Origin of the sequence: Rheinheimera sp. SA_1 (assembly GCF_001669775.1) — a bacterium.
In the GTDB taxonomy this organism is placed as follows: domain Bacteria; phylum Pseudomonadota; class Gammaproteobacteria; order Enterobacterales; family Alteromonadaceae; genus Pararheinheimera.
Genome location: NZ_LXWK01000018.1, coordinates 342,257 through 366,413, shown reverse-complemented (window position 1 = coordinate 366,413; position 24,157 = coordinate 342,257). Strand labels below are relative to the sequence as shown.

General features: G+C 50.5%; 19 protein-coding genes. 5 read left to right on the top strand and 14 right to left on the bottom strand.

Going from position 1 to position 24,157, the window contains the following annotated elements; translation table 11 throughout:
* Positions 1–11 precede the first annotated feature (11 nt).
* Together A5320_RS19310 and A5320_RS19305 are read right to left on the bottom strand one after the other, a co-directional pair.
* The gene (locus A5320_RS19310; protein WP_068069008.1) at positions 12–3,233 is read right to left on the bottom strand and encodes an efflux RND transporter permease subunit; all 3,222 of its coding nucleotides are present in this window, start codon (positions 3,231–3,233) and stop codon (positions 12–14) included.
* Positions 3,234–3,245: 12 nt separating this feature from the next.
* Positions 3,246–4,301 carry an efflux RND transporter periplasmic adaptor subunit gene (locus A5320_RS19305; protein ID WP_068069004.1) on the bottom strand — a complete coding sequence of 352 codons (1,056 nt, stop codon included), beginning with the start codon at positions 4,299–4,301 and terminating at the stop codon, positions 3,246–3,248.
* Between the two features lie 191 nt (positions 4,302–4,492).
* Between A5320_RS19305 and A5320_RS19300 the strand changes: the two genes are divergently transcribed.
* Entirely contained in the window at positions 4,493–5,623 is a 1,131-nt protein-coding gene (locus A5320_RS19300; RefSeq protein ID WP_068069001.1) for a site-2 protease family protein, read from the top strand.
* Between the two features lie 169 nt (positions 5,624–5,792).
* Complete coding sequence (locus A5320_RS19295) at positions 5,793–7,178, top strand: serine hydrolase domain-containing protein (RefSeq protein WP_068068998.1); 1,386 nt, start codon at positions 5,793–5,795, stop codon at positions 7,176–7,178.
* Positions 7,179–7,349: 171 nt separating this feature from the next.
* Here the strand turns inward: A5320_RS19295 and A5320_RS19290 are convergent, their stop codons facing one another.
* From A5320_RS19290 to A5320_RS19275, 4 genes are all read right to left on the bottom strand, one after another.
* The gene (locus A5320_RS19290) at positions 7,350–8,087 is read right to left on the bottom strand and encodes a LytR/AlgR family response regulator transcription factor (protein ID WP_068068995.1); all 738 of its coding nucleotides are present in this window, start codon (positions 8,085–8,087) and stop codon (positions 7,350–7,352) included.
* Positions 8,084–9,253, bottom strand: a complete 1,170-nt coding sequence (locus A5320_RS19285) for a sensor histidine kinase (protein WP_157606104.1) — start codon at positions 9,251–9,253, stop codon at positions 8,084–8,086. Before A5320_RS19285 ends, A5320_RS19290 begins: the two co-directional genes overlap by 4 nt.
* A gap of 22 nt (positions 9,254–9,275) precedes the next feature.
* Complete coding sequence (gene rsuA, locus A5320_RS19280) at positions 9,276–9,980, bottom strand: 16S rRNA pseudouridine(516) synthase RsuA (RefSeq protein ID WP_068068990.1); 705 nt, start codon at positions 9,978–9,980, stop codon at positions 9,276–9,278.
* Positions 9,981–10,131: 151 nt separating this feature from the next.
* The gene (locus tag A5320_RS19275; protein ID WP_068068987.1) at positions 10,132–10,878 is read right to left on the bottom strand and encodes a substrate-binding periplasmic protein; all 747 of its coding nucleotides are present in this window, start codon (positions 10,876–10,878) and stop codon (positions 10,132–10,134) included.
* Between the two features lie 212 nt (positions 10,879–11,090).
* Between A5320_RS19275 and A5320_RS19270 the strand changes: the two genes are divergently transcribed.
* Entirely contained in the window at positions 11,091–12,437 is a 1,347-nt protein-coding gene (locus A5320_RS19270; RefSeq protein WP_068068985.1) for a sodium-dependent transporter, read from the top strand.
* 50 nt (positions 12,438–12,487) lie between these two features.
* On the opposite strand, the gene A5320_RS19265 is transcribed toward A5320_RS19270, so the two are convergent.
* From A5320_RS19265 to sstT, 7 genes are all read right to left on the bottom strand, one after another.
* The gene (locus A5320_RS19265; RefSeq protein WP_068068982.1) at positions 12,488–12,940 is read right to left on the bottom strand and encodes a hypothetical protein; all 453 of its coding nucleotides are present in this window, start codon (positions 12,938–12,940) and stop codon (positions 12,488–12,490) included.
* A gap of 158 nt (positions 12,941–13,098) precedes the next feature.
* On the bottom strand, positions 13,099–13,881 hold the full coding sequence (gene cysQ, locus A5320_RS19260) for a 3'(2'),5'-bisphosphate nucleotidase CysQ (protein WP_068068978.1): 783 nt from the start codon (positions 13,879–13,881) through the stop codon (positions 13,099–13,101).
* A 24-nt stretch (positions 13,882–13,905) separates the two neighbouring features.
* Positions 13,906–14,502: an adenylyl-sulfate kinase gene (gene cysC, locus A5320_RS19255; RefSeq protein ID WP_068068975.1), complete on the bottom strand. Its 597-nt coding sequence runs from the start codon at positions 14,500–14,502 to the stop codon at positions 13,906–13,908.
* A 97-nt stretch (positions 14,503–14,599) separates the two neighbouring features.
* On the bottom strand, positions 14,600–16,027 hold the full coding sequence (gene cysN / locus A5320_RS19250; protein WP_068068972.1) for a sulfate adenylyltransferase subunit CysN: 1,428 nt from the start codon (positions 16,025–16,027) through the stop codon (positions 14,600–14,602).
* The gene (gene cysD / locus A5320_RS19245; RefSeq protein WP_331712120.1) at positions 16,027–16,929 is read right to left on the bottom strand and encodes a sulfate adenylyltransferase subunit CysD; all 903 of its coding nucleotides are present in this window, start codon (positions 16,927–16,929) and stop codon (positions 16,027–16,029) included. Before cysD ends, cysN begins: the two co-directional genes overlap by 1 nt.
* 59 nt (positions 16,930–16,988) lie before the next feature.
* Positions 16,989–18,410: a siroheme synthase CysG gene (cysG, locus tag A5320_RS19240; protein WP_068068968.1), complete on the bottom strand. Its 1,422-nt coding sequence runs from the start codon at positions 18,408–18,410 to the stop codon at positions 16,989–16,991.
* A gap of 244 nt (positions 18,411–18,654) precedes the next feature.
* Positions 18,655–19,854 (bottom strand): serine/threonine transporter SstT, encoded by a 1,200-nt coding sequence (gene sstT / locus A5320_RS19235; protein ID WP_068068965.1) that lies wholly within the window; start codon positions 19,852–19,854, stop codon positions 18,655–18,657.
* A 182-nt stretch (positions 19,855–20,036) separates the two neighbouring features.
* On the opposite strand from sstT, the gene A5320_RS19230 reads away from it, so the two are divergent.
* A complete protein-coding gene (locus A5320_RS19230; protein WP_157606101.1) occupies positions 20,037–21,239 on the top strand; it encodes a tetratricopeptide repeat protein in 1,203 nt (400 codons plus the stop codon).
* 5 nt (positions 21,240–21,244) lie between these two features.
* On the opposite strand, the gene A5320_RS19225 is transcribed toward A5320_RS19230, so the two are convergent.
* On the bottom strand, positions 21,245–22,660 hold the full coding sequence (locus A5320_RS19225) for a S41 family peptidase (protein WP_068068959.1): 1,416 nt from the start codon (positions 22,658–22,660) through the stop codon (positions 21,245–21,247).
* A 263-nt stretch (positions 22,661–22,923) separates the two neighbouring features.
* Between A5320_RS19225 and A5320_RS19220 the strand changes: the two genes are divergently transcribed.
* Positions 22,924–23,820 carry an SH3 domain-containing protein gene (locus tag A5320_RS19220; RefSeq protein ID WP_082971908.1) on the top strand — a complete coding sequence of 299 codons (897 nt, stop codon included), beginning with the start codon at positions 22,924–22,926 and terminating at the stop codon, positions 23,818–23,820.
* Positions 23,821–24,157: the final 337 nt, after the last annotated feature.

The window sequence follows — 24,157 nt, the reverse complement described above, 5'->3', positions numbered from 1 at the left end:
GGGCAGCGTGTTCAGCTGCTCCGTTGATAATGATAGGCGTAATACACCACCGGGATCACTACCAGCGTCAGTAAGGTGGACACCAGAATACCGAATATCAGCGCGACCGCCAGGCCGCCAAAGATCGGGTCATCCAGAATAAAAAATGCTCCCAGCATTGCGGCTAACCCGGTCAGCACAATCGGCCGCGCCCGCACCGCAGAGGCGTGGATCACCGCTTGCTCCAGCGCGATACCTTGCGCCAGTTGCTGCTGAATATAATCGACCAGTAAAATTGAGTTGCGCACAATAATGCCAGCCAGCGCAATCATGCCGATCATCGAGGTTGCAGTGAACTGGGTATTCAGCAGCCAGTGACCCGGCATAATGCCGATTAAAGTCAGTGGAATAGGCGCCATAATAATCAGCGGCACACCATAAGATTTAAACTGCGCCACCACCAACAGGTAAATCATAATCAAACCAATGCCATAAGCAATCCCCATATCCCGGAAGGTTTCAAAAGTGATTTGCCATTCGCCATCCCATTTAATGCTGAGCTCATCGGTGTGATCCGGCGCGCTGAATAATCGTTGTGGAACAGGGTTTAAAGCGTCGGCTAATTCACTTTTCACGTCCAGCATGCCGTAGAGCGGGCTGTCGATGCCACCGGCTAAATCGGCGGTGACAAACACCACCGGTCTTAAATCTTTGCGGTAAATGGTATTTTCGCGCACGGTTTTTATCCGTTGGGTCACTTCAGATAAAGCGACAGTGCCGCCCTGTTGCGTCGGAATGGGCAGCAGCGCCAGTTGTTGCCAGTCGGCGATGACGCCTGGTTGCAGCTTCAGTACCACCGGCGTCAGGCTGCGGCTGTGCTCATCCCGTAAATAACCGGCATGGACCCCTTGCACCGCCATTTGAATAGCTTGGCTGACGGTCGCGACCGACACGCCCAATTGCGCAGCTTTTTGTTGATCCACCACCAGTTGCCACAGCGGTTGCGGCGCTTCGACCGTACTGTCGATATCTACGATATGCTCAACTGTAGCAAAGGTTTGCATTAAGGCGGTGGCGGCATCAAGCTGGCTTTGATAATCCGGGCCATATATTTCCGCCACCAATGGCGCCATCACCGGCGGGCCTGGCGGTACTTCGACCAGTTTGATACTGGCGCCGGTGGCTTTCTCCAATGCGGCCAACACTGGCCTGACCCGCAGCGCAATGGCATGACTTTGTTCATCTCGATCCAACCGGCCTGCCAGATTAACTTGTACATCGCCCTGCCACGGGTATTGCCGTAGATAATATTGCCGCACTAAACCATTAAAATTAATCGGCGCCGCGGTACCGGCATAAGTTTGTAAATGAGTCACTTCCGGAAGTTTTAACAGTTCCAGACTGACCTGATTCAGCACCGCCTGCGTTTGTTCCAGCGTGCTGCCCTCAGGTAAATCCACCACCACCTGAAACTCCGATTTATTATCAAAAGGCAGCATTTTTAGCACCACCATCTGACTGGTGACCAATAGCACCGACAGCGCGATGGCGCCAAGCAAGCCGAACAATAGTTTCAGCCGGTTGCTGCGTCCCTGCCGTGCCTTTAAAAACGGGCTCATTAATTTGCTGAAAAGTTGCTGCAGCTTACTATCATCATGGCCAGTATTTTTGGGCGCTGGTTTTCCGGCAAATACTTTTAAAAATAACCAGGGCGTGAAAATAAAGGCCACCAACAAGGAAATCAGCATGCCCATACTGGCGTTAATTGGGATCGGGCTCATATAAGGCCCCATCAACCCGCTGACAAAAGCCATCGGCAGCAAAGCGGCGATTACAGTGAAAGTGGCGAGAATTGTCGGCGCACCTACTTCTTCCACCGCCAGCGGAATAATTTCGCTGAGGGTGGTTTTACCTTCCAGCCAATGCCGGTGCAGGTTTTCCACCACCACAATAGCGTCGTCGACCAGAATGCCAATCGAGAAAATCAGTGCAAATAACGACACCCGGTTCAGGGTAAAACCATAAGCCCAGGACGCAAATAACGTCAGCGCCAGCGTGATCATCACCGCCATGCCGACGACAAAAGCTTCGCGCCAGCCGAGCGCAAAACCAACCAGCAACACCACTGATAAGGTCGCGAACAACAGTTTATGAATCAAGGTGTCGGCTTTGTCTTTGGCGGTGTCGCCATAATTGCGGCTGATGCTGACTTCGATATCCTGCGCCAGATATTGTTGCTGCAAATACACCAGCTTGGTTTCCAGCGCCTGCGTCACATCAACGGCATTTTTCCCTGGTTGTTTGGCGATGGCGATAGTCACCGCCGGGCTTTGCTGTAGTTTGCCATCTTGCAGTTGCAGATGCTGCACGTAAGTTTGCGGCTCGCCGCTGCCATAGCTAATGTCGGCGACATCGGCTAAATAAACTGGCAGGCTAAGTGCTTGAGTTTCGCCCGTTGCTGTCGCTTCAGACAGGTGCACTGCAACCACCAACTGGCCTATTTGTTCCGCCGAGCTTAAAAAGTTACCGGCCTGCAACTGGATTTGTTGGTTATTTTCCAGCATGGCCAGGCTATGACTCTGGGTATTATTTTGCGTTAACGCTTGTTGCAGTTGTGGCAGGCTCAGTTGATAAGCCTGTAACCGCGCCGGATCCAACCGCACTGACACTTGTTGGCCCGGACCGCCGATACTGTAAATATCACGGCTACCAGCCACTTGTTGTAATTGCTCTTCCAGCCCTTTGGCCGCTTTGAATAAATCTGTAGGGGTCAGTGCCGGGTTTTTACTCCACAAGGTCAGCGCAAACACCGGTACATCGTCGATGCCTTTGGGTTTAATCAGCACCGGCCCGATATTGCTATCAGCCGGTTGCCAGTCGGCTTTGGCGTAAAAAGCGTTATACAACCTGACCAGCGCATCGGTACGGGGCTCGCCAACGGTAAACTGAACTGTTAATACCGCGCGGCCTGGTTCTGACACTGAATAGACATGCTCGACACCCGCAATTTCGGCAATGATTTTTTCAGCTGGAATGGCTACTTGCCGCTCGACCATCGCCGCAGAAGCGCCTGGATAGGGAATAAATACATTGGCAAAGGTGACTTCAATTTGCGGCTCTTCTTCGCGGGGTGTCACCAGCACCGCAAATAAACCGAGTAAAAAACCCACCAGCGCCAATAACGGCGTGATTTGGTTTTGTTTAAAGAGCGCCGCGAGCTTGCCGGAGATACCAAGCTTTGCTGAATTGTGCATAAACCGGCTCCTTTATGGCTGTTGCGATGGGTCGGAATTGTTTAACAGCCGCAGCGAAAGTTGCGCCTTCGCATCTGTCGCAATTTCAGCGCCGGGGGTTAAACCACTGAGCAGCTGATATTGTGTGTGGCTGACAGTTTTCAGCCGCACTGGTTGCAAAACCATGGATCCGCCACTTTTCAGATACACCATACTGACTTCACCGCGCCACAACACGGCACTTTGCGGGATCAACAACTGATCGGAACTGCCGGTTTGCAACCGCAGACGTTGCCAGCTGCCGGGGTAGAGCTGATAAGGAGTGTAATCTGCTTTTGGCAGTTCCAGCCGTAATTGAAAGCTATGGCTCCGGCTATTGGCCTGCGGGGAAATGGTCAGTTTTGGCGCGCCAAGCGCAATCACATCGCCATTACTTAACAAAAGTTCAGCATTTGGGCTTTGTTGCGCCGCTGCGAATTTGCTTTGTGGGAGCTGCGCCACCAGCCGCAAATGCTCCAGACTGAGTCCGCGCAGCAAAGGTTTACCTGGGATCGCCAGTTCGCCAATTTCTACAAATCGTTGTTGCAAAATACCAGTGTAGGGCGCCCGCACCACCGTCTGTTCCAACTGTTCGCTGGCACCGGCTTGCGCCGCTTTAGCTTGATCCAAGCGCGCTTTAGCAGCATTAAAATTGGCCTGTGCCACATCCAACGCCGCTTTCGCAACAAGCCCTTTGCTATGAATATCGCGCACCCGGGTGAGTTCTTGTTGCTGCTCATCAAAGCGGCTTTGTGTTTCACGCACGCTGGCTTGGGCTTGTTTCAACCGCGCCTGCTGTTCGACATCGGTGAACCGCACGATCACCGCGCCTTGTGGTACTAAGTCATTGACATCAAATGGTAACTCTACAATTCGGCCGGAGGTTTGTGCCGAAACTGTCGCTTGCGATACCGCTTCGACCTGGCTGCTCAGTTCCAGCCATTGTGGCGTGGTGACGGGCTGTAACGTCAGCCAGTCGCTGCTATAGCTTGGTTGCACCAGCAGGAAATTCAGACTCAATAGCATTGAAAACAAAGGCAGGATCCGCATCGGTTGCTCCTTGGGAATGGTGCTGATATTTACATTAGATAAATATGATATAAGTATAGGCTAGAAAGTTATAATTAGAAATGACGACTTGATACACTTTGCACAGGCTTTGACTGCTGGCTACCGGTTTAGAGTTCCGGCAGGCATAATGGCGGCCTTGTATTCGCTGAGTATCAGCAGGTGGAGTCGCAGTGGAATTACTGAAAATTGAGTGTTTGGGCAAACAGTTACGGCTGGAAGGGTCGATGGCCGGCTGGCAACAATTGTTTTGGGACGGTCAACTGGTGTCGCAGCAAGTGGCTAGTGCCGATTTGGGCGCGGTGCGGGTGCATCAGTTTGAGCTGCAGTTTGAACAGCAGGGCGCAGCATCTGAGGAAGCGGCAGCAAATCCACAGTTACAACCGATGCAGATCCAGGTTCGTCTTGAAACCGAATTAAACTGGCAGCCATTTTTATTGCGTTACCGGTTGTTGATCAACGATGAACCGCAGCTCGATGGCGAACGTCAAAGCAAAGATATCGAACAACAAAGCCCGGAAATCGCGCCGGTGAATACCAGCAAAATGAGTCTGGTCGGCTTGGCGTCCTTGGGTTTTAAACTGCTGAAAAGCGCCAAAGTTATTAAAGTGGTGCTGGCCGGTGCCAGTATGGCCGCTTATTCCTGGTTATTTTCAGTACAGTTTGCGCTTGCGCTGTTGGCATGTCTGGTGTTCCACGAATATGGCCATATCCGAGCGATGAAATATTTTGGCATGAAAACCAAAGGGATTTACCTGATCCCGTTTTTAGGCGGCCTGGCGCTGTCGGACGAAAAAATTAATACCCGCTGGCAGGATGTGGTGATTTCTATTATGGGGCCAACGTTTGGACTGCTGTTGTCGTTGGTTTGTCTTATCGCCTATTGGGTCACCGGCAATATTTTCTTCGCAGGTTTGGCCACCTTTAACGCTTTACTGAATCTGTTTAACTTACTGCCGATTTTACCGCTCGATGGTGGCCATATTCTTAAAAGCATCAGCTTTTCAATGAATAGCGTCGCCGGCTTAGTAGCTTGTGTGATTGGCGCTGCGGTGGGGGTTTATGTCAGTTACAGCTTTGGCCTGGCGCTATTAGGCTTTTTATTGCTGATTGGCAGCCTGGAAATTGTGTTTGAATGGCGTGGCCGGCATCAAAGCCATTTGTTACCGCTGGATCGTTATGGCCAGGCGTTTTCGACGGTCTGGTATTTGCTGACAGTTGGCAGTTTAGTGGCGATCATCTGGTATTTCGCGAGTTCTGGCGACGATATGTTGGCGTTACCGCTTAAAATCTTACAAAGTTAAGCTGAACTCACTCCACTCTTAACAAGCAAAACGGACGTCCAAAACGTTCGTTTTGTGTGCTACCACTTACATCGGCAAAACGCCGTTTATCCTAAAACCAGCCCTCGACTGTTGCAGTTGCCGCAAAATCCACTGCATCAAGCCCATTTAGTCAGTCGAGGATATACCTATGAAAATCACCCCAAGAACCTTATCAGCAACTCTATTCGCCACACTGTCAGCCAGCATTTGTCTGGGGCTTTGCAACCAGGCTGCTGCTTTTAGCGACAGCGAATTACAACAAAAAATGCAGCAGTTGGTGGCGCAAAAAGCCAAAGCCGATCAACCTGGTTTTACCGTCATTGTCCGCAAAGGCCCGCATCTGCTGTTACGCGGTGGTTATGGTCTGGCCGATCTGGAAACAGCCACGCCAATGCGTGCTGACAGCAATTTGCGCCTGGCGTCACAAACTAAACAATTCACCGCCATGGCGGTGCTGCAACTGGTGCAGGCCGGTAAAATTAAGCTGGAGCATAAAGTTGGTGAAGTATTAAAGGACTATCCGGCGCCGGGACGCGAAGTGACTATTCAACAATTACTGACGCACAGCAGTGGTATTCCTAATTTAAGCCGGATGCCGGAATTTCGGGAAAACAAAGCCAAAGATGCCACTTTACCGGAACTGCTGGCGTTATTTTCCAGCCAACCATTACAGTTTAAACCGGGTAGCCGCTTTGGTTATTCCAATTCAAACTACGTGCTGTTGACCGCTATTATCGAAGCTGCCAGTAAACAAACCTACGCTGACTACCTGCAACAGCATGTGTTCCAGCCACTTGGTATGAAAAGCACCGGTTATGATGTTGCCAGCGACATCGTGCCAAACCGCGCCAAAGGTTATGAACAAACAGCGACTGGTTTTCGCAATGCAGATGTGATCAGCATGACCCGGCCACAAGGTGCTGGCGGACTGCGCAGTACGGTCGATGACTTAAATCTGTGGGATCAAGCGCTTTATACCAGCAAGCTGTTGCCAAAGGAGCTGTTGCAACAATCATTTGTCAAACATCCGGGCTCAGACGGCAAGCCACTACCTTATGGTTATGGCTGGATGTCAGCAGATTTGGCCGATTTAGAAACGCATGAACACAGCGGCGGTATTGACGGGTTCTCTTCGTACATTATCCGCATCCCGGCACAGCAAGTGTATGTCGCGGTGTTGGCAAACAGTTCGTACTTTGATAGTTACACCATGGCGGTGAAACTGGCGGCTATCGCGGTGGGTAAACCGATGGAACCAACACCTGTCACCTTGCCGGAAGCCACTTTGTGGGCCATTACCGGTAACTACAGTTTTGACGACGGTACTGAGCGACTGATTACGCTGGAAAAGGGAGTGCTGATTTGCCAGACCAAAGAAGGTGCACGGCAACAACTGACGCCTTCAGCTGATGGCAAGTTATACCTGGAAGACGACACCAGCTACCTAACGCTGGGTAAAATCAGCAAAGGCAAAGCCGCGCTGGAATTGGTGGTGCGCGGTTTTGGTACCTTCCCGGCGAAACGTTTGCAGTAACCGTTAATCGTTAGTCACTGTTATACCCAAAATCATTGGAGTTGCAGAATGGCCACGGTGGAACCGCGGCAACTGAGCGAGACCCCAGGAGCATAGTTGTCCTATGTGACTGGGCGAGTGAAGACGGCCAACACCCCTGCAACTTCAAGGATGAAGGGTACAGGGGTTAAGTTAGAGCGCTAGTTGCTGCCTTAACACTGCACTTTGCCGCCGCGATACTTCCACTTCAGTCCCACAGCTCAGTATTAACACCAAACCACCGCTGATCGACGGTTCGACGGATTGAATGGCCGTCAGATTCACCAACTGATGGCGGTTCGCCCGAAAAAACAACCCTGGCTGCAAGCGTTGTTCAATACTGTTTAACGAGCGATACACCATCGGCGCTTGTTGTCCGGCATGCACTTTACTGTAATTGCCAATAGCTTCAAACCAACGGACATCCGCCACTTTTAATAAAAAACAGCGCTCGCCGTCTTTGACAAAAAAGTTGCTGTTGTTGTCCAGTGGCCGCTCATTGCTGTCTGACGCTGGTTCCTCTGCCGTAGATGTCGCTGATTTTACATCAGCCGGCAATTTCGCCAATGCCGTCGCCAACCGCTCAGCCGTTATCGGTTTGAGTAAATAATCCACCGTCGGGTAATTAAAAGCTGTTAGCGCATGTTCGGCATACGCTGTCGTAAAAATAATCTTCGGAACTGTTTCCAGCTGCGCCAGCAAGTCAAAAGCAGTGGCGCCGCAGAGATCGATATCCAGCAATAACAGCTCAGGCCGGTGCTGTTTGATTAGCGTCAGCGCCATATCGACATCGCTCGCTTCAGCCACCAACTCCAGCTGCGGATGGGCTTTTAACTGTTCTTTCAGTTCCAGCCGTGCCAACCGCGAATCTTCCACAATCATGACTTTCATCGGAGGTTCTCCGTGCTCGAATGCTGGTCAGTTGCGAGCTGGGTGGTCTCTCGCGGAGCTGCCAAAATTTGCAAAGTCGCTACCACTTCATCCGCCTGTTGCTGCAGCTGTAAAGTCGCCTTTTCGCCAAAAATCAGCGCCAAGCGTTGGCGCAGATTACTTAGACCACTGCCAGTGTTGTTCTCAGAGTTGTTTTCGGAAGTGGTTGCTGTCGACACCTGCAACTGACCACTATTGCGCATCCTGATTTGCCAGCCAACCGCGTCCAAGGCGTTGATTTGGAGGCTGATCCGGCCACCTTGTGGTTGCAGGCTGATGCCATGTTTCACCGCATTTTCAAACAACAGTTGTAGTGTCAGCTTGGGCAATAAGCGCGATAAACAGCTCGGGTCAATTTGATAATCCAGCTGCAGCCGCTGCTCAAATTGAATATGCAACAGCGCGGCATAATCTTTTAGCACCGCTAATTCACTGCGTAGTGGCACCAGCACTTGTTGGTCGGCGTCAATCTGGTAACGCAGCATATCGGCAAAGTGCGCCAGCATGCTGCGGGCCGCTTGTGGGTCTTCAAGGATTAACGCCCGGATGTTATTAATACAGTTAAACATAAAATGCGGGCTCAGCTGCGCCAATAAAATCTGCAGCTGACTTTGTTGCAGTCGCAGTTCGGATCCCAGCTTCGCTTGCTCAGCGGCGCGGATATCCAGCTGACGGCTTAAGGTCAGGTAGAGGCTGCTCCAGAAGATATACAGCGGCAGTAAAAATGGCGTTTTTGCGCCAAGCGGCTGTGCATCAAACACACCGTTTAGTGTTGGGTGGAGCTGGGATAACGGCCATAACAACAGATAATGACTGACATCAACACATATCGACAGCAGCAGTGGAGCACCGAATAACCAGCCGAGCGTGGCGGCGGTGCTGCGTGGACGGCGGCGCAAACGACGGAACAATAGTCGCAGCGGCAAGGTGCCACATATGGCCAAAGCCAGCAGTAACAACGCCGGTGTCAGGCTGCTGAGGGTTAAAGGTTGATCGGCGCCAACCAACAGCAGTTGTAGTAACGCGAACAAGCTCCAGCCGAGGCTTTGGTACAGCCAAAAGTTGCCTGAGGAGCGCGCAGCATCAGCCGATAGAAAAGAGTGCTGCATGCTGCCTGGTTGGTTCATCAGTAAACCGCCACGGTGGTGATCATTTGGCGACAACTGCAAAAGTCGCCGCTTCTGCCAGCGTTAATTCGCGATAGGTACCTTCGACTAAATCGGCACCCAGTTTAAAGCTGCCAATTTGCTCGCGATGTAGCTTTTCTACTTTATTGCCAATCGCAGCAAACATCCGTTTTACCTGATGATAACGGCCTTCGTGGATGGTCAGCAGACATTCCTGTGGATTCACAATTTCCAGCTGGGCCGGTTTGGTCGGATGTTTTTCCCCATTTAGCATCACGCCTTCTTCAAACAAAACAATAGCCGAAGCGTCAACCGGATCGGCGAGCCAGGCGCGATAGGTTTTGGCGCATTCGTGTTTGGGCGAGCTGATTTGATGCGACCACTGGCCGTCGTCGGTGATCAGCAGCAAGCCGGTGGTATCTAAATCCAGCCGGCCGACCGTATGCAGCCGTGACTGCATCGGTTCGTCCATCAGGGTGAAAATTGTATTGTGATCGGGATCATCGGTTGAACAAACATAACCGGCAGGTTTGTGCATCACAAAATAACGTAAACCGATGATTTTTAATAATTCACCTTCCAAGGCAATTTGCTGGTTGGTGCTGACTTGGGTCGAGGGTTGTTTACATAGTTGTTGATCAATAGTCACCAGACCCTGGCGGATGATCTTGCCCGCCTGACTGCGGGTCAGCTCGGTACAATCACAGATAAATTTATCTAAACGCATGGAAATGCCTTTGCTGCATAAAAAAGTTGGGCTAAAGCCACAAATGAGCGTCAGTGTAACTTCGCAGCGAAGGGCACAGCAACCAGCAATACCTTTTTGCCTAGAATGAACGACCGTGCTGACTATGTTTAGAAGTGCAAATTGCTCAGGTTTATTCGGGTTTCAGGCCATACAACTCCAGGCGGGAGGTCCAGAACTGTTGTTTTGGTAATGCTGAAATGGCCAGGTCAAAATCAGTCAACACGCTCTGATATTGCTGGGTCAGTAACAGTTGCCGCGGGTAATTGGGGTAAGGCTGTCCGACAATCTTCATTTTGCCCAAATGTTGTTGCTGCCTGGCATAGTACAAAAAGCTGGAGCGTGTGATCACAATCTGATCAACATTGCGTTCGATTAACCGCGCCAGATTTTCTTTATCGGTATCGGCGTCCAGCCGGGTGACCCGATGTTGGCTCACCAGCTCATTCACCCCCGGATAACTGTAACCGCGCAAAGCACCGAGGGTACTGCCGGCTAAATCGGTCAGTTGCTTAACTTTACCGCTGTAGTCACTTAAGGTGACAAATACATCCCGATCAACAAACACAGTATTGGACCACAGATAAGGTTGCGCTTTATTGGTAAACCAGGCGGGACTGGCCCACAGCACAATGGTCGGCAAACCGGCATTGAGTCGTTCATTTAACAGGTGGCGGGGGAGTTGTTTAAATTCAAGATGATACCTATCGCCGAATTGCTGTTGCAGCGCACGAACCAGATCGTAGTTCAGACCGGTCTCGGTCTCGGCATTGATCACAAAAGGAGGCGAGGTATGGTAGGCATACAAAGTCAGACTGGTGTTGGCCAGCGCGTGACAGCAATACCAACATAAAATTCCGGCCAGAATTCGGCTGATCATTAGATGCTCCCTCAGCAACTTTGCTTGGTTAACCTTAGTTGGCTTCGTTGAAAAAAGGTAGCTTTTAGCGATGTTCGCGATTATGGCGCATTTACTGCGTTTTAACTTCTCCGGCCAGTTAGTCAACTATTTTGGTTGCATTAAACGACCACTTTCCTCTACATTGCAGGGCAAATAACTATTACAACAGCATCATTACTTCAGGACCACCCATGACCAATACCACAATTGCCCGCGGCAGCTGGGGCTCCCGCATCGGCTTTATTCTGGCAGCAGCCGGATCCGCAGTCGGCCTTGGCGCCATCTGGAAATTCCCTTACGTTGCCGGTGCCAATGGTGGCGGTGTGTTTTTATTAGTTTATCTGGCTTGTGTGTTTTCCGTTGGCGTGGTGATGATGCTGGCGGAAATGATGATTGGCCGTGGTGCAAAAAAATCGGCCACGTCCGCTTATCGTGATCTGGGCAAAGGCCAGTGGCACTGGGCGGGCTGGATTTCGGTGCTCTGTGTGTACTTAATTCTTGGATTTTATTGTGTGGTGGGTGGCTGGACCATTGCCTACATTGTCGAAGCGGTCAAAGGCGATATTCTGACCACCGACGCCAAGGTACTGAGTGATACCTTTACCAACTTTATTGCCGATCCAACGGCTTCGTTAATCTATACCGCAGGTTTTATGTTTATTACTGCTGCAATTGTTATTGCCGGTGTGCAGGCGGGTATCGAACGGATTTGTAAGGTGTTAATGCCAGTGCTGTTTGCGCTGATGTTGTTCCTGGTGTATCGCAGCCTGACGTTACCTGGTGCCATCGAAGGTGTGATGTATTTCATTACCCCAGACTGGAGCAAATTATCGATTAAAATGGTATTGGACGCGCTTGGTTTAGCGGTGTTTTCGTTATCTGTTGGTGCCGGTCTGATGATTGCTTATGGCTCTTATTTAAGCCCTGAAACTAAAGTGGTGAATGCCGGTTTGTGGATTGCAGGTTTAGCGACCATGGCCAGCGTGTTGGCGGGTTTAATGATTCTGCCTGCCGTCTTTGCCTTTAACGTCGACCCGGCCGCAGGCCCTGGCCTGACGTTTATCACCATGCCGGCGCTGTTTGCGCAAATGGCTGGTGGTCAAATTCTGGCGTTAGTATTTTTCTCATTGTTGTTGTTTGCTGCTGTGACTTCATCAATTTCCATTCTGGAGCCTGCTGTTGCATTCCTGATTGATGAATATGGTTTCAGCCGCAAAGCAGCTACCGTCATTGTCAGTGTCAGCAATTACGTGATTTTGTGTATTCCGGCGGCATTGTCGTTTGGCGCTATGGCCGAAGATATGAAAGTTTTTGGCAAAACGCCGTTTGATCTGATGGACTTTGTCGCATCAAACTTACTGATGCCACTGGGTGGTATGCTGGCTGCGGTGTTTGTCGGCTGGCGGATTTGGCCACAAATCAAAGTGATTTTGGCTGAAGAAATGCACAAACACGTGCTGAGCTGGTACCGGTTAATGGCTGCAGTGGTCGCACCGTTACTGATTGCGGTGGTGGCTTATATGACGATTAAAGGTTAATCCGGATATTCAACCGGATTAAGCGTAAAAAGCAGCTTCTGCTGCTTTTTTTATGGCTCTTTGTCGGTGCCTGCTGATGCATGGTCGCTCATCAGCGATGATGGTCTGCTTCGTGCTGTACGGCGCATCCGATGGATCCTGGCGGCACGGCGTTTACCTTGCGGCGTAAATGCGCTTGGCAACACTTCAATGCCGAGCTTGCGGCCAAGTTTAACGATAATGGGAATGGTGATCGGCGCAAAAGGCAATACCGCAAAAATGCCAAGGCCAGTGGCCCGCAGTACATCGGCTAATTGGGCGTTGGCACGTGCCAAATCGGTCTTACTAACATCGCCGGTGACATAATGCTGGTAAATCCGCAGCATCTGCCGGGTTTCGTCTTTTTCCTGCGCTAACGCAATTTTCAATCGGACCATGCTAAAGCGGATCCGGATCATACTTTTGCGACGCTGCAGCCGCAGCACCCGAAGTGGCGCTTTATGCAGATGACGTAGCAGCTTCATTCCGATCCCCGTGGCACATTCAGCCCGCACTGCCCGTTGCAGCGCACCCTTTTGACTATAGTGCTATTATCGGTTGCCAGCGGTTGAAACAACAGCAGTATTTACGACGATTAAGCTGAGATAATTTGCATCGTTGCTACTCGCTTCGAACTAAGGCTTTATGCGACCTGCACAATAAAATTCCCATTCAACAAATTTTCACGCTGATACGCCGGGCCTTCGATACCCACGTATTGCACTGACGCACCTGCAGCCACCGCAATGGCGTGACCAGCACCGGTGTCCCAGAGCATGGTCGGGCCAAAGCGTGGGTAGATATGTGCCGTGCCTTCGGCCACCATGCAGAATTTTAACGAGCTGCCGACTGCGACTAATTCATGTTGAGGGAACTGTGCTAAATAGCTTTCGACTTCCGGCTGATAATGGCTTTTGCTACCGACCAAGCGCACGGTTTCACCTGGTGTTGGTGTGACGGCATGGATTTGACGCTCACCTTTGGCATCAGCAACAAAAGCGCCAAGGCCCAATACAGCGCTGTAGGTTTTTTCCAGCACCGGTGCATGGATCACTCCAAGCACCGGTTCGCCCGCCACAATCAGCGCGATATTGACGGTAAATTCGCCATTACGTTTGATAAATTCTTTGGTGCCATCCAGCGGGTCGACCAGCCAGTAGCTATGCCACTGCTGACGGACAGACCAGGGGATGTCCGCTGCTTCTTCTGATAGCACCGGAATGTCCGGTGTTAATGAGGTTAACTCACGCATAATCAGCTGATGCGCGGCTAAATCGGCGGCGGTTAATGGGCTGTCGTCGGATTTATGCTGCACTGCGACGGCTTCGGGTTGATTATAAATCGTTAAAATGGCGTCACCGGCGGCAACAGCAATCCGGCGGATCTGCGGTAACCAGTGGTTTAGTTGCTGGATGGTTGGCGTCATTGCTATCTGTTCCTACACTTGAGGTTATGCCCTGATGATGCCACGCTCGCGCAGTAACTGCAGCAGTTGTTGCACGCTTTCATCCAACGACAACAAACCGGTATCCAGCACAATATCGGCCTGCTCCGGGGCTTCGTATGGATCAGAAATGCCGGTAAAGTTTTTAATTTCACCGCGGCGGGCTTTTTGATATAACCCTTTGACGTCGCGTTTTTCGCATTCTTCCAGCGATGTCGCAACATAAACTTCTATAAACTTTCCTTCTGGCAAGGCCTGACGAATTGCATCACGTTGGCTTTGCAGCGGCGAAATAAAGGCGCTCAGCACTATTAAGCCAGCATCGACCATCAACCCTGCGACAGCACCAACCCGGCGTAAATTCTCACTACGGTCCGCTTCGGAAAAACCTAAATCGGCACATAAGCCATGGCGTACGTTGTCACCATCCAGCAGGTAAGTGTGCGCACCCTGTGCCAGCAACGCCTGTTCCAGAGCACCTGCCACTGTCGACTTCCCGGCACCACTTAAACCGGTAAACCACAACACCACAGCCTGTTGCTGCTTCTGTGCTTCGCGGTCGGCGCGGCTAACCTGATGCTGTTGCCAGACAATATTGCTCATAAAATTTCCAAATAATTGGGACAGTTGTTAATTGTGGGGTCAGAGTCAATTGTTAACAGATTTTTGTTAACAATTGACTCTGACCCCGAAGTTAACATTATTTCAGTTTTGAAATATCCAGCGCTTGCCAATGTGGGAAATGTTTGCGCACAAAAGCGTTCAGTTCCAGTTCGTAGTCGCTGAATTGCGTCTGCGATTGCACTGTGGCCAAAGCACTGTCGACCAAACCGGCACCAACGGTGATATTGCTTAAGCGGTCGATAAAGATAAAACCACCGGTGTCGCGATTCTGGCTATACGGGTCAAACACAATAGCTTCGGTTAGCTCCAGTTCGACCAGCGCGATACCGTTTAAGCCCAGAGTTTCCGCCTGGAACTCGGCCAGCGTATTCACATCAATGGCATGGGCAATGGCCGTCACTTTGCCGGCCACCTTTTTGGTGGCGAGTTTAATGTTGTAGCTTTTACCCAGTACCAACGGCTCTTCGTGCATCCAAACCACTTTGGCCAGAATGCGGTTCGACAAGCTGGCGTGATGTTGTTTTGGCACTATCACATCACCGCGGCTGATATCAATTTCATCGGTCAGCGTCAAAGTCACCGCCTGACCAGCAAAGGCCGACGGTAGCTCGCCATCAAATGTCACAATCGATTTAATCACTGAACTTTTGCCCGATGGTAAAGCGGTAATCGCATCACCGACTTTAAATTCACCAGCGGCAATAGTGCCGGCAAAACCGCGAAAATCTAAATTCGGCCGATTGACATACTGCACTGGCAACCGCGCTTCGCCAGTTAAATTAAAACCAGTGACCGGTGCATTTTCCAGTTTTTCCAGCAAAGTCGGGCCAACATACCAAGGGCTTTGGGTGGAGCGATTGACCACGTTGTCGCCGTTGAGCGCCGACAGCGGCACAAAATCGATGCTCGGGCCATTTTTGTTCTGCGCACCCAGCTGCGCCGCAAACGCCAGATAATCCTGTTTGATTTGCTCGTAACGATCTTCAGCAAAACCGACTAAATCCATTTTATTAATGGCGACAACAAAATGCTTAATACCGAGCAAAGCACAGATAAAACTATGGCGGCGGGTCTGGGTTTGCACGCCATAACGGGCATCGACCAGAATAATGGCGAGGTCGCAATTCGACGCGCCGGTCGCCATATTGCGGGTGTACTGCTCATGGCCCGGCGTGTCAGCGATAATAAATTTACGCTTGGACGTCGAGAAATAACGATACGCCACATCAATGGTGATGCCTTGTTCGCGCTCGGCTTGTAAGCCGTCGACCAGCAGCGCCAAATCGATGGTTTCGCCCGTAGTACCGTGGGTTTTGCTGTCTTTATGCAAAGCAGCCAGCTGATCTTCATAAATCTGCGCGCTGTCATGCAACAAGCGGCCAATTAAGGTGCTTTTGCCATCATCGACCGAGCCACAAGTTAAAAACTTCAGCAGAGACTTATGCTGTTGCTGTTTGAGGTATTCTTCAATCCCCAGTTGTTCTAATTCAATAGCGACTGACATCAGAAATAGCCCTCACGTTTTTTCTTTTCCATCGAACCACTGGAATCGTGGTCAATCACCCGGCCTTGTCGCTCGCTAGAGCGCGATAACAACATCTCTTCGATAATGCCGGTTAAGCTGTCGGCGTCCGATTCAATGGCGCCGGTCAGCGGGTAACAACCTAAAGTCCGGAACCGCACCAGTTTCTGCTCTGGCACTTCACCCGGCTCCAGCGGCATCCGCTCATCGTCAACCATCAACAAAGTACCGTTGCGCTCGACCACCGGCCGGTATGCCGCCAGATACAAAGGCACAATTTCGATATTTTCCTGATAGATATATTGCCAGATGTCGAGTTCGGTCCAGTTAGACAGTGGGAATACCCGGATACTTTCACCTTTATTCACCTGACCGTTGTAGGTGTGCCACAGCTCTGGCCGCTGATTTTTTGGATCCCAGCGATGGTATTGGTCGCGAAATGAATAAATCCGCTCTTTGGCACGGGATTTCTCTTCATCACGGCGGGCGCCCCCAAAAGCCGCGTCAAAACCGTAGTGGTTCAGCGCCTGTTTCAGGCCTTCGGTTTTCATAATGTCAGTGTGTTTGGCGCTGCCGTGTACAAAAGGACTGATGTTCATCGCCAGACCATCCGGGTTTTTATGCACTAGCAGATCAAAACCGTATTTCGCGGCGAGTTTGTCACGAAATTCAATCATTTCGCGAAACTTCCAATTGGTATCAACATGCAGCAGCGGAAACGGAATTTTGCCCGGGTAAAAGGCTTTACGCGCCAGATGCAACAGCACCGACGAGTCTTTGCCAATCGAATACAGCATCACCGGGTTATCGAATTCGGCGGCCACTTCGCGGAAGATCTGGATGCTTTCGGCTTCCAGTTGTTGTAAATGGGTTAAGGTTTGCACAGGGATGACCCTCAATTTAAAAACGAATAAATGCTATGTATTTCAATCTTGTATCAAGTTCAGGCCAGGCTCGCCAGCGGCTGCGCAAATACCGCAGCAGTTGGTTGTTTGCCATACCAGGCCAGTTTGCTTTGCAGCGCCACCACTTCGCCAATCACCAATAACGCCGGGGATTGCACCTGATGTTGTTCAATCAATTCAGCCAGTTGCGCCAAAGTACCTGTGATCACCCGCTGCTCTGGACGGGTGCCATTTTCTAAAATTGCTACCGGGGTATCCGCTGCGCGACCGGCTGCGAGTAACTGCGCCTGAATATGGGCCGATTTCATCAACCCCATATAAATCACTAAGGTTTGATTGGGCCGGCTTAAGCTGTGCCAATCCGGCTCTTTGCCGTCTTTCTGGCAATGGCCGGTGACAAACTGCACCGCCTGCGCGTAATCGCGATGGGTCAGCGGAATACCGGCATAAGCGGCACAACCGGCGGCGGCGGTGATGCCCGGCACCACCTGAAACGGAATTTGATGTGGCAATAACACTTCAATTTCTTCAGCGCCACGGCCAAAAATGAACGGATCGCCACCTTTTAACCGGCAGACTTTTTTACCGGCCAGGGCTAAATCAATCAACAGCTGATTGGTATGTTCCTGCGCCACCGAATGCGCACCGGCTTTTTTGCCCACGCAAATCAGTTCAGCGTCGCGGCGTACCAACTGCATAATGGGTTCTGACACCAGATAGTCATACACTACCACGTCCGCTTGTTGCATCAGTTGCAACGCTTTGAGTGTTAATAGCTCAGGGTCACCCGGGCCTGCACCGACTACATACACTTCGCCTTTGGACGTTTGATGCTCGTCAAGCGACTGGGCTAGCTCAGTTTCGGCGGCATCCAGCTGCTGGGTTTGTACCAGGCTAACAATATTAGAATTAAAAACTTTTTCCCAGAATTGCCGCCGTTCAGCAAAGCCCTGCAGTTTTTGCTGCACCTGACCGCGAAACTTACCCACTAATTCAGCCAAAGGCCCGAGATGCTGGGGTAATAAAGTTTCCAGTTTTTCGCGCAGGCGTCTTGCAAGCACGGGTGCGGTACCACCGCTGGAGATGGCGACTAAAATCGGGGAGCGGTCGATAATCGACGGGAAGATAAACTCGCACTTGTCCTGATCATCAACGGTATTGACCCAAATCTGCCGGGCGCTAGCGGCCTGATGTACCGCGGCATTTACCGCATCATCATCGGTGGCGGCCAATACCAGCCAGTGGCCGGATAGCTGCGAATCGTCGAAATCACCCTGGATCAACCGGGCTTGTTGCTGTTGTTGCCAGTCATAAAATTCGGCTTCAAATTGATGGGAGACTACTGTCAATACCGCTCCAGCGCTCAGCAAAGTGCGGGCTTTACGCAGCGCCACATGGCCGCCGCCGATCAGCAATACGGCTTTGCCTTTGAGGTTGGTGAAAATCGGTAAGTACTGCACGCTTGGCTCCTGCTCCCATGGTTTGGGTCGCTTTTTATCTGCAGTATGGATATTAGACGTCTAAACGTCCTGAATCCAAGAAGGGATTGCACTCAGATATAACTAAATGGAATTAGCATAGCGCAGTTCTGCAGAATATCGGCAGCAGTAATAACAGCAGGACTACAGACAGGCTCAGCGTTGTCGCCAACAACCAAGGTTGCCGCAAAAAAATGGGCTGCGCAAACGGCAGCCCTTGTAATGATTATGCTTTCGCCTGACAAACCGCTGCAGTAAACACCACATCAGTGGAACTGTTTAGTGCGGTTTCACAGGAATCCTGTACCACGCCAATAATAAAGCCAATCGCTACCACCTGCATCGATACGTCACTGGAAATACCAAATAAGCCACAAGCCAGTGGGATCAGCAGCAGCGAACCACCGGCGACACCGGAAGCGCCGCAGGCGGAAATCGACGCCACCACGCTTAATAACATCGCAGTGGCAAAATCAACTTGAATACCCAGCGTATGCACTGTGGCTAACGTGAGCACCGTAATGGTAATGGCGGCACCGGCCATATTGATGGTCGCGCCCAGTGGAATTGACACAGAATAAGTGTCTTCGTCCAGTTTCAGCTTTTCAGCCAGCTGCATATTGACCGGAATATTGGCAGCTGAACTGCGGGTAAAAAACGCCGGAATGCCGCTTTCACGCAGACAAGTAAACACCAGTGGGTACGGGTTTTTGCGGGTGGTGACATAAACCAGTGCGGGGTTAACTACCAAAGCAATCAACAACATAGAACCAACTAACACCGTAAGCAGTTGGCCATAACTGGCTAAACCAGCAAAACCGGTCGTCGCTACAGTTTCCGCGACCAGACCAAAAATACCAATAGGTGCCAGTTTGATAATAAAAGTCACCAGCATCGACACGCCATGCGACACATCGGCAAATACTTGTTTGGTGGTTTTATTGGCATGATGTAACCCCAGACCTAAACCGATAGCCCAGGCCAGCACACCGATAAAGTTGCCGGTTAGTAGTGCGTTAATTGGGTTGTCGACCACCTGAAATAACACCGTTTTAATCACCTGACCGATACCTTCTGGCGGTGTCACCGCTTCAGCGGTACCGGCCAGCACTAAGGTGGTAGGAAATAAAAAACTGGCGGCAACTGCGGTCAATGCCGCCAAAAAAGTACCGGTTAAATACAGTATCAACACGGGTTTCATGTTGCTGGCGCCACCAATTTTTCGATTGGCGATAGAGGAAGCTACCAGAATAAACACCAGAATAGGCGCCACTGCTTTGAGTGCTTTTACAAACAGCGCGCCGAATATTGCGACGGCCTGACCAGCTTCCGCCGACCAGCTGGCGAGTGCCACCCCGCAGAAAATCCCCAGAATAATTTGTGGAACCAGCCCAAAGCTGCTTGTTGTTTTTGTTGTGGTTGTCATGTTGAGTTGCCTTGTTTTTCCCTGCGCCCGATTGTGCCGGTAAAGGTAATGGCTGGCAACCAGAGCCCGGCGCATTTTTTGTCGCATTCAGGGCAAAAACTACTGGAATCAAATAGGGGTTTTCTGTTATCAAGGTTATAGGAACGTAACAATATTTATAAAGAAGGCGATGGATGATGCAAATGGCTTTGAAAACGGGCAGACAAACCGGATGGCTGAACACCAAACTGCTGTTGTGTTGTGCCGTGCTGCTGAGCAGTTGCGCCCGCCAACCTCTGATAGTCAACAATGCACCAATTTTGCCAGCGACAAGCGAGCATTGGTTTGCGCCAACTGCTGGTCAAAAAGTTCAGCTGCCGGCAACCAGCGATTTTTACCGGCTCACTGCCGCGCAACAACAGCATTTTCTGGCATTTTTCAACGCCCCGGCGCAGCAGGAACTGGCACCACACCAGCGATTGTATCGGTATCTTGAACATCATCTGGTGAACTTTAACTACGAAGGTAAAAACACGATGGCCAGCGTTACCATGGCCAATATGACCGGTAATTGCGTATCGTTGGCGTTGTTGGTGACGGCACTGGCACAGCTGGTAGATATAGAAGTAGGGTACCGCGCCAGTTATGCCGAACCGGTGTTGGATATTTCAGCCAACATTGTGCTGAGTTCAGCGCATGTGCGTAGTTATTTGTTCGAACAAAATCCGCTTAAAGACGAAGGCGTTATGAAGTTTCAACGAACCGCCGTTGCTGTTGATTATTTTCCCGGGCGCTTAGATCGGCTTGGTGCCAAGCTGGACAACAGGCATTTTGAAGCGATGATCTATAACAACTTGGCAGCCGATGCATTTTTGGCCGGTGATCTGAATCAGGCATACTGGCTAAGCCGGGCAGCCCTGCGCCAGGATCCTCACTACAGCGCAAGCATCAATCTGATTGCGATATTGTACCGACGCAAAGGCGATTTGCTGGCGGCGCAGCAGTGGTATGAGTTCGGTATGCGTTATTCATCTCAACCTGTCACTTTGGCCAGCAATTACCTGGTGCTGGCAGACCAAATGCAAAACCAGCCATTGATCGATAGGCTCAACAACCAACTGCGTCTGGCTGATGACGATAATCCTTATGTCTGGTTTTATCTGGCTTATCAGGCCGAGCGAGACAACAAAACTGCCGATGCGGTGTACTATTATGAAAAGTTACTAAAAAAAGCCCCTTATCTGCACAAAGCGAATCTGGCGTTGGCCAAGCTGCAATTTCAACTGGGCCAGCCTGAATCTGCCAGACGTGCCCTGCATGAGGCATTGCAATACAGTTACGACCCGGCCAACCGCCAAATGTACCAGGCAAAATTGCATGCACTGGAACAAATGGTGATGGAATAAAAACCTCACTGCGACTGAGGCTGCAACCGGGCAGTAACAGCCTGCACCAGCGCTTCGGGGGCTGTTACATCATCCGGCATCAACCAGTCAGGCGTTAGCAGTTGTTCGGTAAATCCGCCTTGTGGCCTTGCCGCCCAAAATCTTGGCACAATGATGTCTAATTTACTGTGTGGCAATGTAAAAAATTGAATGCCGCCGGTGCTGCGTGAACGGGCATAACTGCCTTCACCGACCAGTGCGGCAAAACCAAAATCCTGCATCACGTTGCTAAATTGCACTGCTGAAGAGTAAGTGCGCCGTCCGGTCAACACCACCACTTTGCCCTGAAAACGCAGCGGATTTTTCAATTGCGGTTGATACCAGGTTTTAAATTCGCTTTCGATCACCAGACCTGCAGGTTCAGTGGCACTGGCGCGGCTGGCGATCACTTTCTTTTTGCTGTGCGAGCCCACCCGAAATGGCTGGTCTGCCAAATAAGGCATCAGATGGTCAATCCAGGCCGAATCGTTACCACCCCGGTTTTCCCGCACATCAATAATCAGCGTGTTCGCGCCGGATTGTTGGATTTGAGTAAAAGCTTCTTTGGTAAAAGTGCCAATCTGTTGTTCATCCGGCCAATAGAAGGTACCGAGTTTCAGATAAGCGGTATTGGCGTTGATCGCGCGGTAACTGAAATTATCGAGGAAATTTTCGCTGGTTTTGCCAATGACAGCAGCCTGCTTGCTGGCTGGTAGTTTTACTTCACTGATTTTGTCGTTTAGTTTTAACTGCAAGCTGAATTCAGCAGGCGAACCAAAAAGACTGGCGTAATACAGCTGAAAAGACGGCCCGAGCAAATTGGCCCGGTTTAGCGGTGTATCGCCATGGCGCAGTGCTAACAACTGACGGCTAAGCACCGGTGCCAGCACGCCATTAATACTCTCGATGGTGGCACCGCGCCATGGCGTCTCGCCGCCACCAGCCAGCGCCAGCACAGTCAGTTCGCCATCTGGCCGCATATGCACTTCCAGCGGAAACACGCCGCCGGTTTTTTTGATCAGTTGCTGCATATCGGCATCCGCTTCCGGCAGATTCACCGACCAATGCGCGTCATTAAACAGCGGATTCAGCTTAGCGGTCTGATGCCAGAATTCGTTGGTGGTCATCGGTTTGGTCAGGCTGTTTTCAATGCTGGCAAAGGCTTGTGCCAGCTGCTGCGGCGAGGCCGAATGACTGATGTCAGGATGGGTGGCGTCGATAAAATCACGCAGGCTTTGTAAATCTGCTTTGAGCTGGGTTGGGGTGAATTTTTCAGTGGTTTCAGCCGCTTGGCTGCTGGGTTTCACCTTCACCTGCACAGCGGGACTGCTGGCGGCGCTGGTCAATGGCAGCACAGCCATACTGAATAGCAGGGTCGATCTCAATAAATTTTTGGCAAACATATCTTTTTTCCAAAGCAGATGGGTTAGTGATCTGCTGGCTTGGTCGAAGCACGTTTGAAAAAAGTTTTGTTATTTTGCAAAAATTTAACGCAATTGAGTTATTTCTGATGGAAATGGGGCAATCGGCTCAACCATTCGCAATCACACATTGTCGGCGGAAATATTGACCATATTCGACTAGGCTCATTTAGCCCATTTGGGCGGAATCAACCACTTCTAGTCACAATAGTCGTTCGTGGCACCAATGAACACAAGGAGATGTCATGGAGTCCTTTCGCGTAACCGCAACTTCGCTTCACTTAAGATCAAAACCGGTCGTAGCCCCATCAACAAAACTAGCGATGCTACATTACGGGCACGCTGTTGATAAAATTGAAAACTCAACAACCGCCGACTGGTGGAAAGTCAGTACTGTATTGGATGGTCAAAAACTGGAAGGTTTTGTCCATAGTCAATATTTAGAGCCTGCAAATAAGTTTGTAGCGCCGGTGGCTTCAAACTCAATTTCTGCAGTGCACCTCGCGACCACAAAACCTGTCGGCCGGGATGCTGGAAGCCGTGCTTTTCCACTCAATGAAGCTGGTCAGCCAAAACGGACTGCAACGACATCAACTGATAAAGTGAAACAATTGCATCAGATTGTGAATTGGTTGGCGGTCGAAAAAAGCCCCAGATATCTGCCCAAAGGTAGCACCACATATTGCAACATTTATGCATATGACTTTTGTTATTTAGCAAATGTCTATATTCCGAGAGTTTGGTGGACCAGTAAAGCATTACTGCAGTTGCAGGCAGGCCAACAAGTCACTGCGAAATACGATGAGACAGTTCAGGAGTTAAATGCAAATAGCCTTTTTAATTGGTTTGCATCATATGGCAGCCAATTTGGCTGGCAGCGTAGTTTTGATTTGACCGAAGTTCAGAGACAAGCCAATGCTGGCGCAGTTTGTATTATTTCGGCGCGACGTAAGGATAAAAACGCTCCCGGACATATTTGCCTAGTAGTTCCAGAAATCGACGATCACCAGGCCACGAGAAAAGGTGAGGTTGTGACTGTACCGGTGCAGAGCAATGCTGGGGCGACTAATTTCCGTTATGGAGGGAAAGTTTGGTGGACTTCAGATAAGTTCGATGGGTTCAGTTTCTGGATCCACGACTAGCGACAATGAGGAGCCTGTTGGGTCTGTCAGGCATTTCAAAAGCGAAAGCTTAGTGTTGAATTTCCTTGAACAGACCCATTTAGATACAAAGCTCATCGCCATCAGTGTGGCTTTAGTTCACGTTATTTCGTAACTTGAAATACGCTTTTTAACCAGTTGAACAGTCGCATCAACCTGCAATTCCGCCTGACGTTCAGTGATTAGATCGCTAATCCAAGACAGCGCATCAGCACAACAGTTAACAACAGTGCGTATCATCGTGAGTTCTGTCATCCTTGAAGCCTATATAGGTCGTTGAGCGGTATCGATATTTCTACACTATATACGCTGTGCCTTT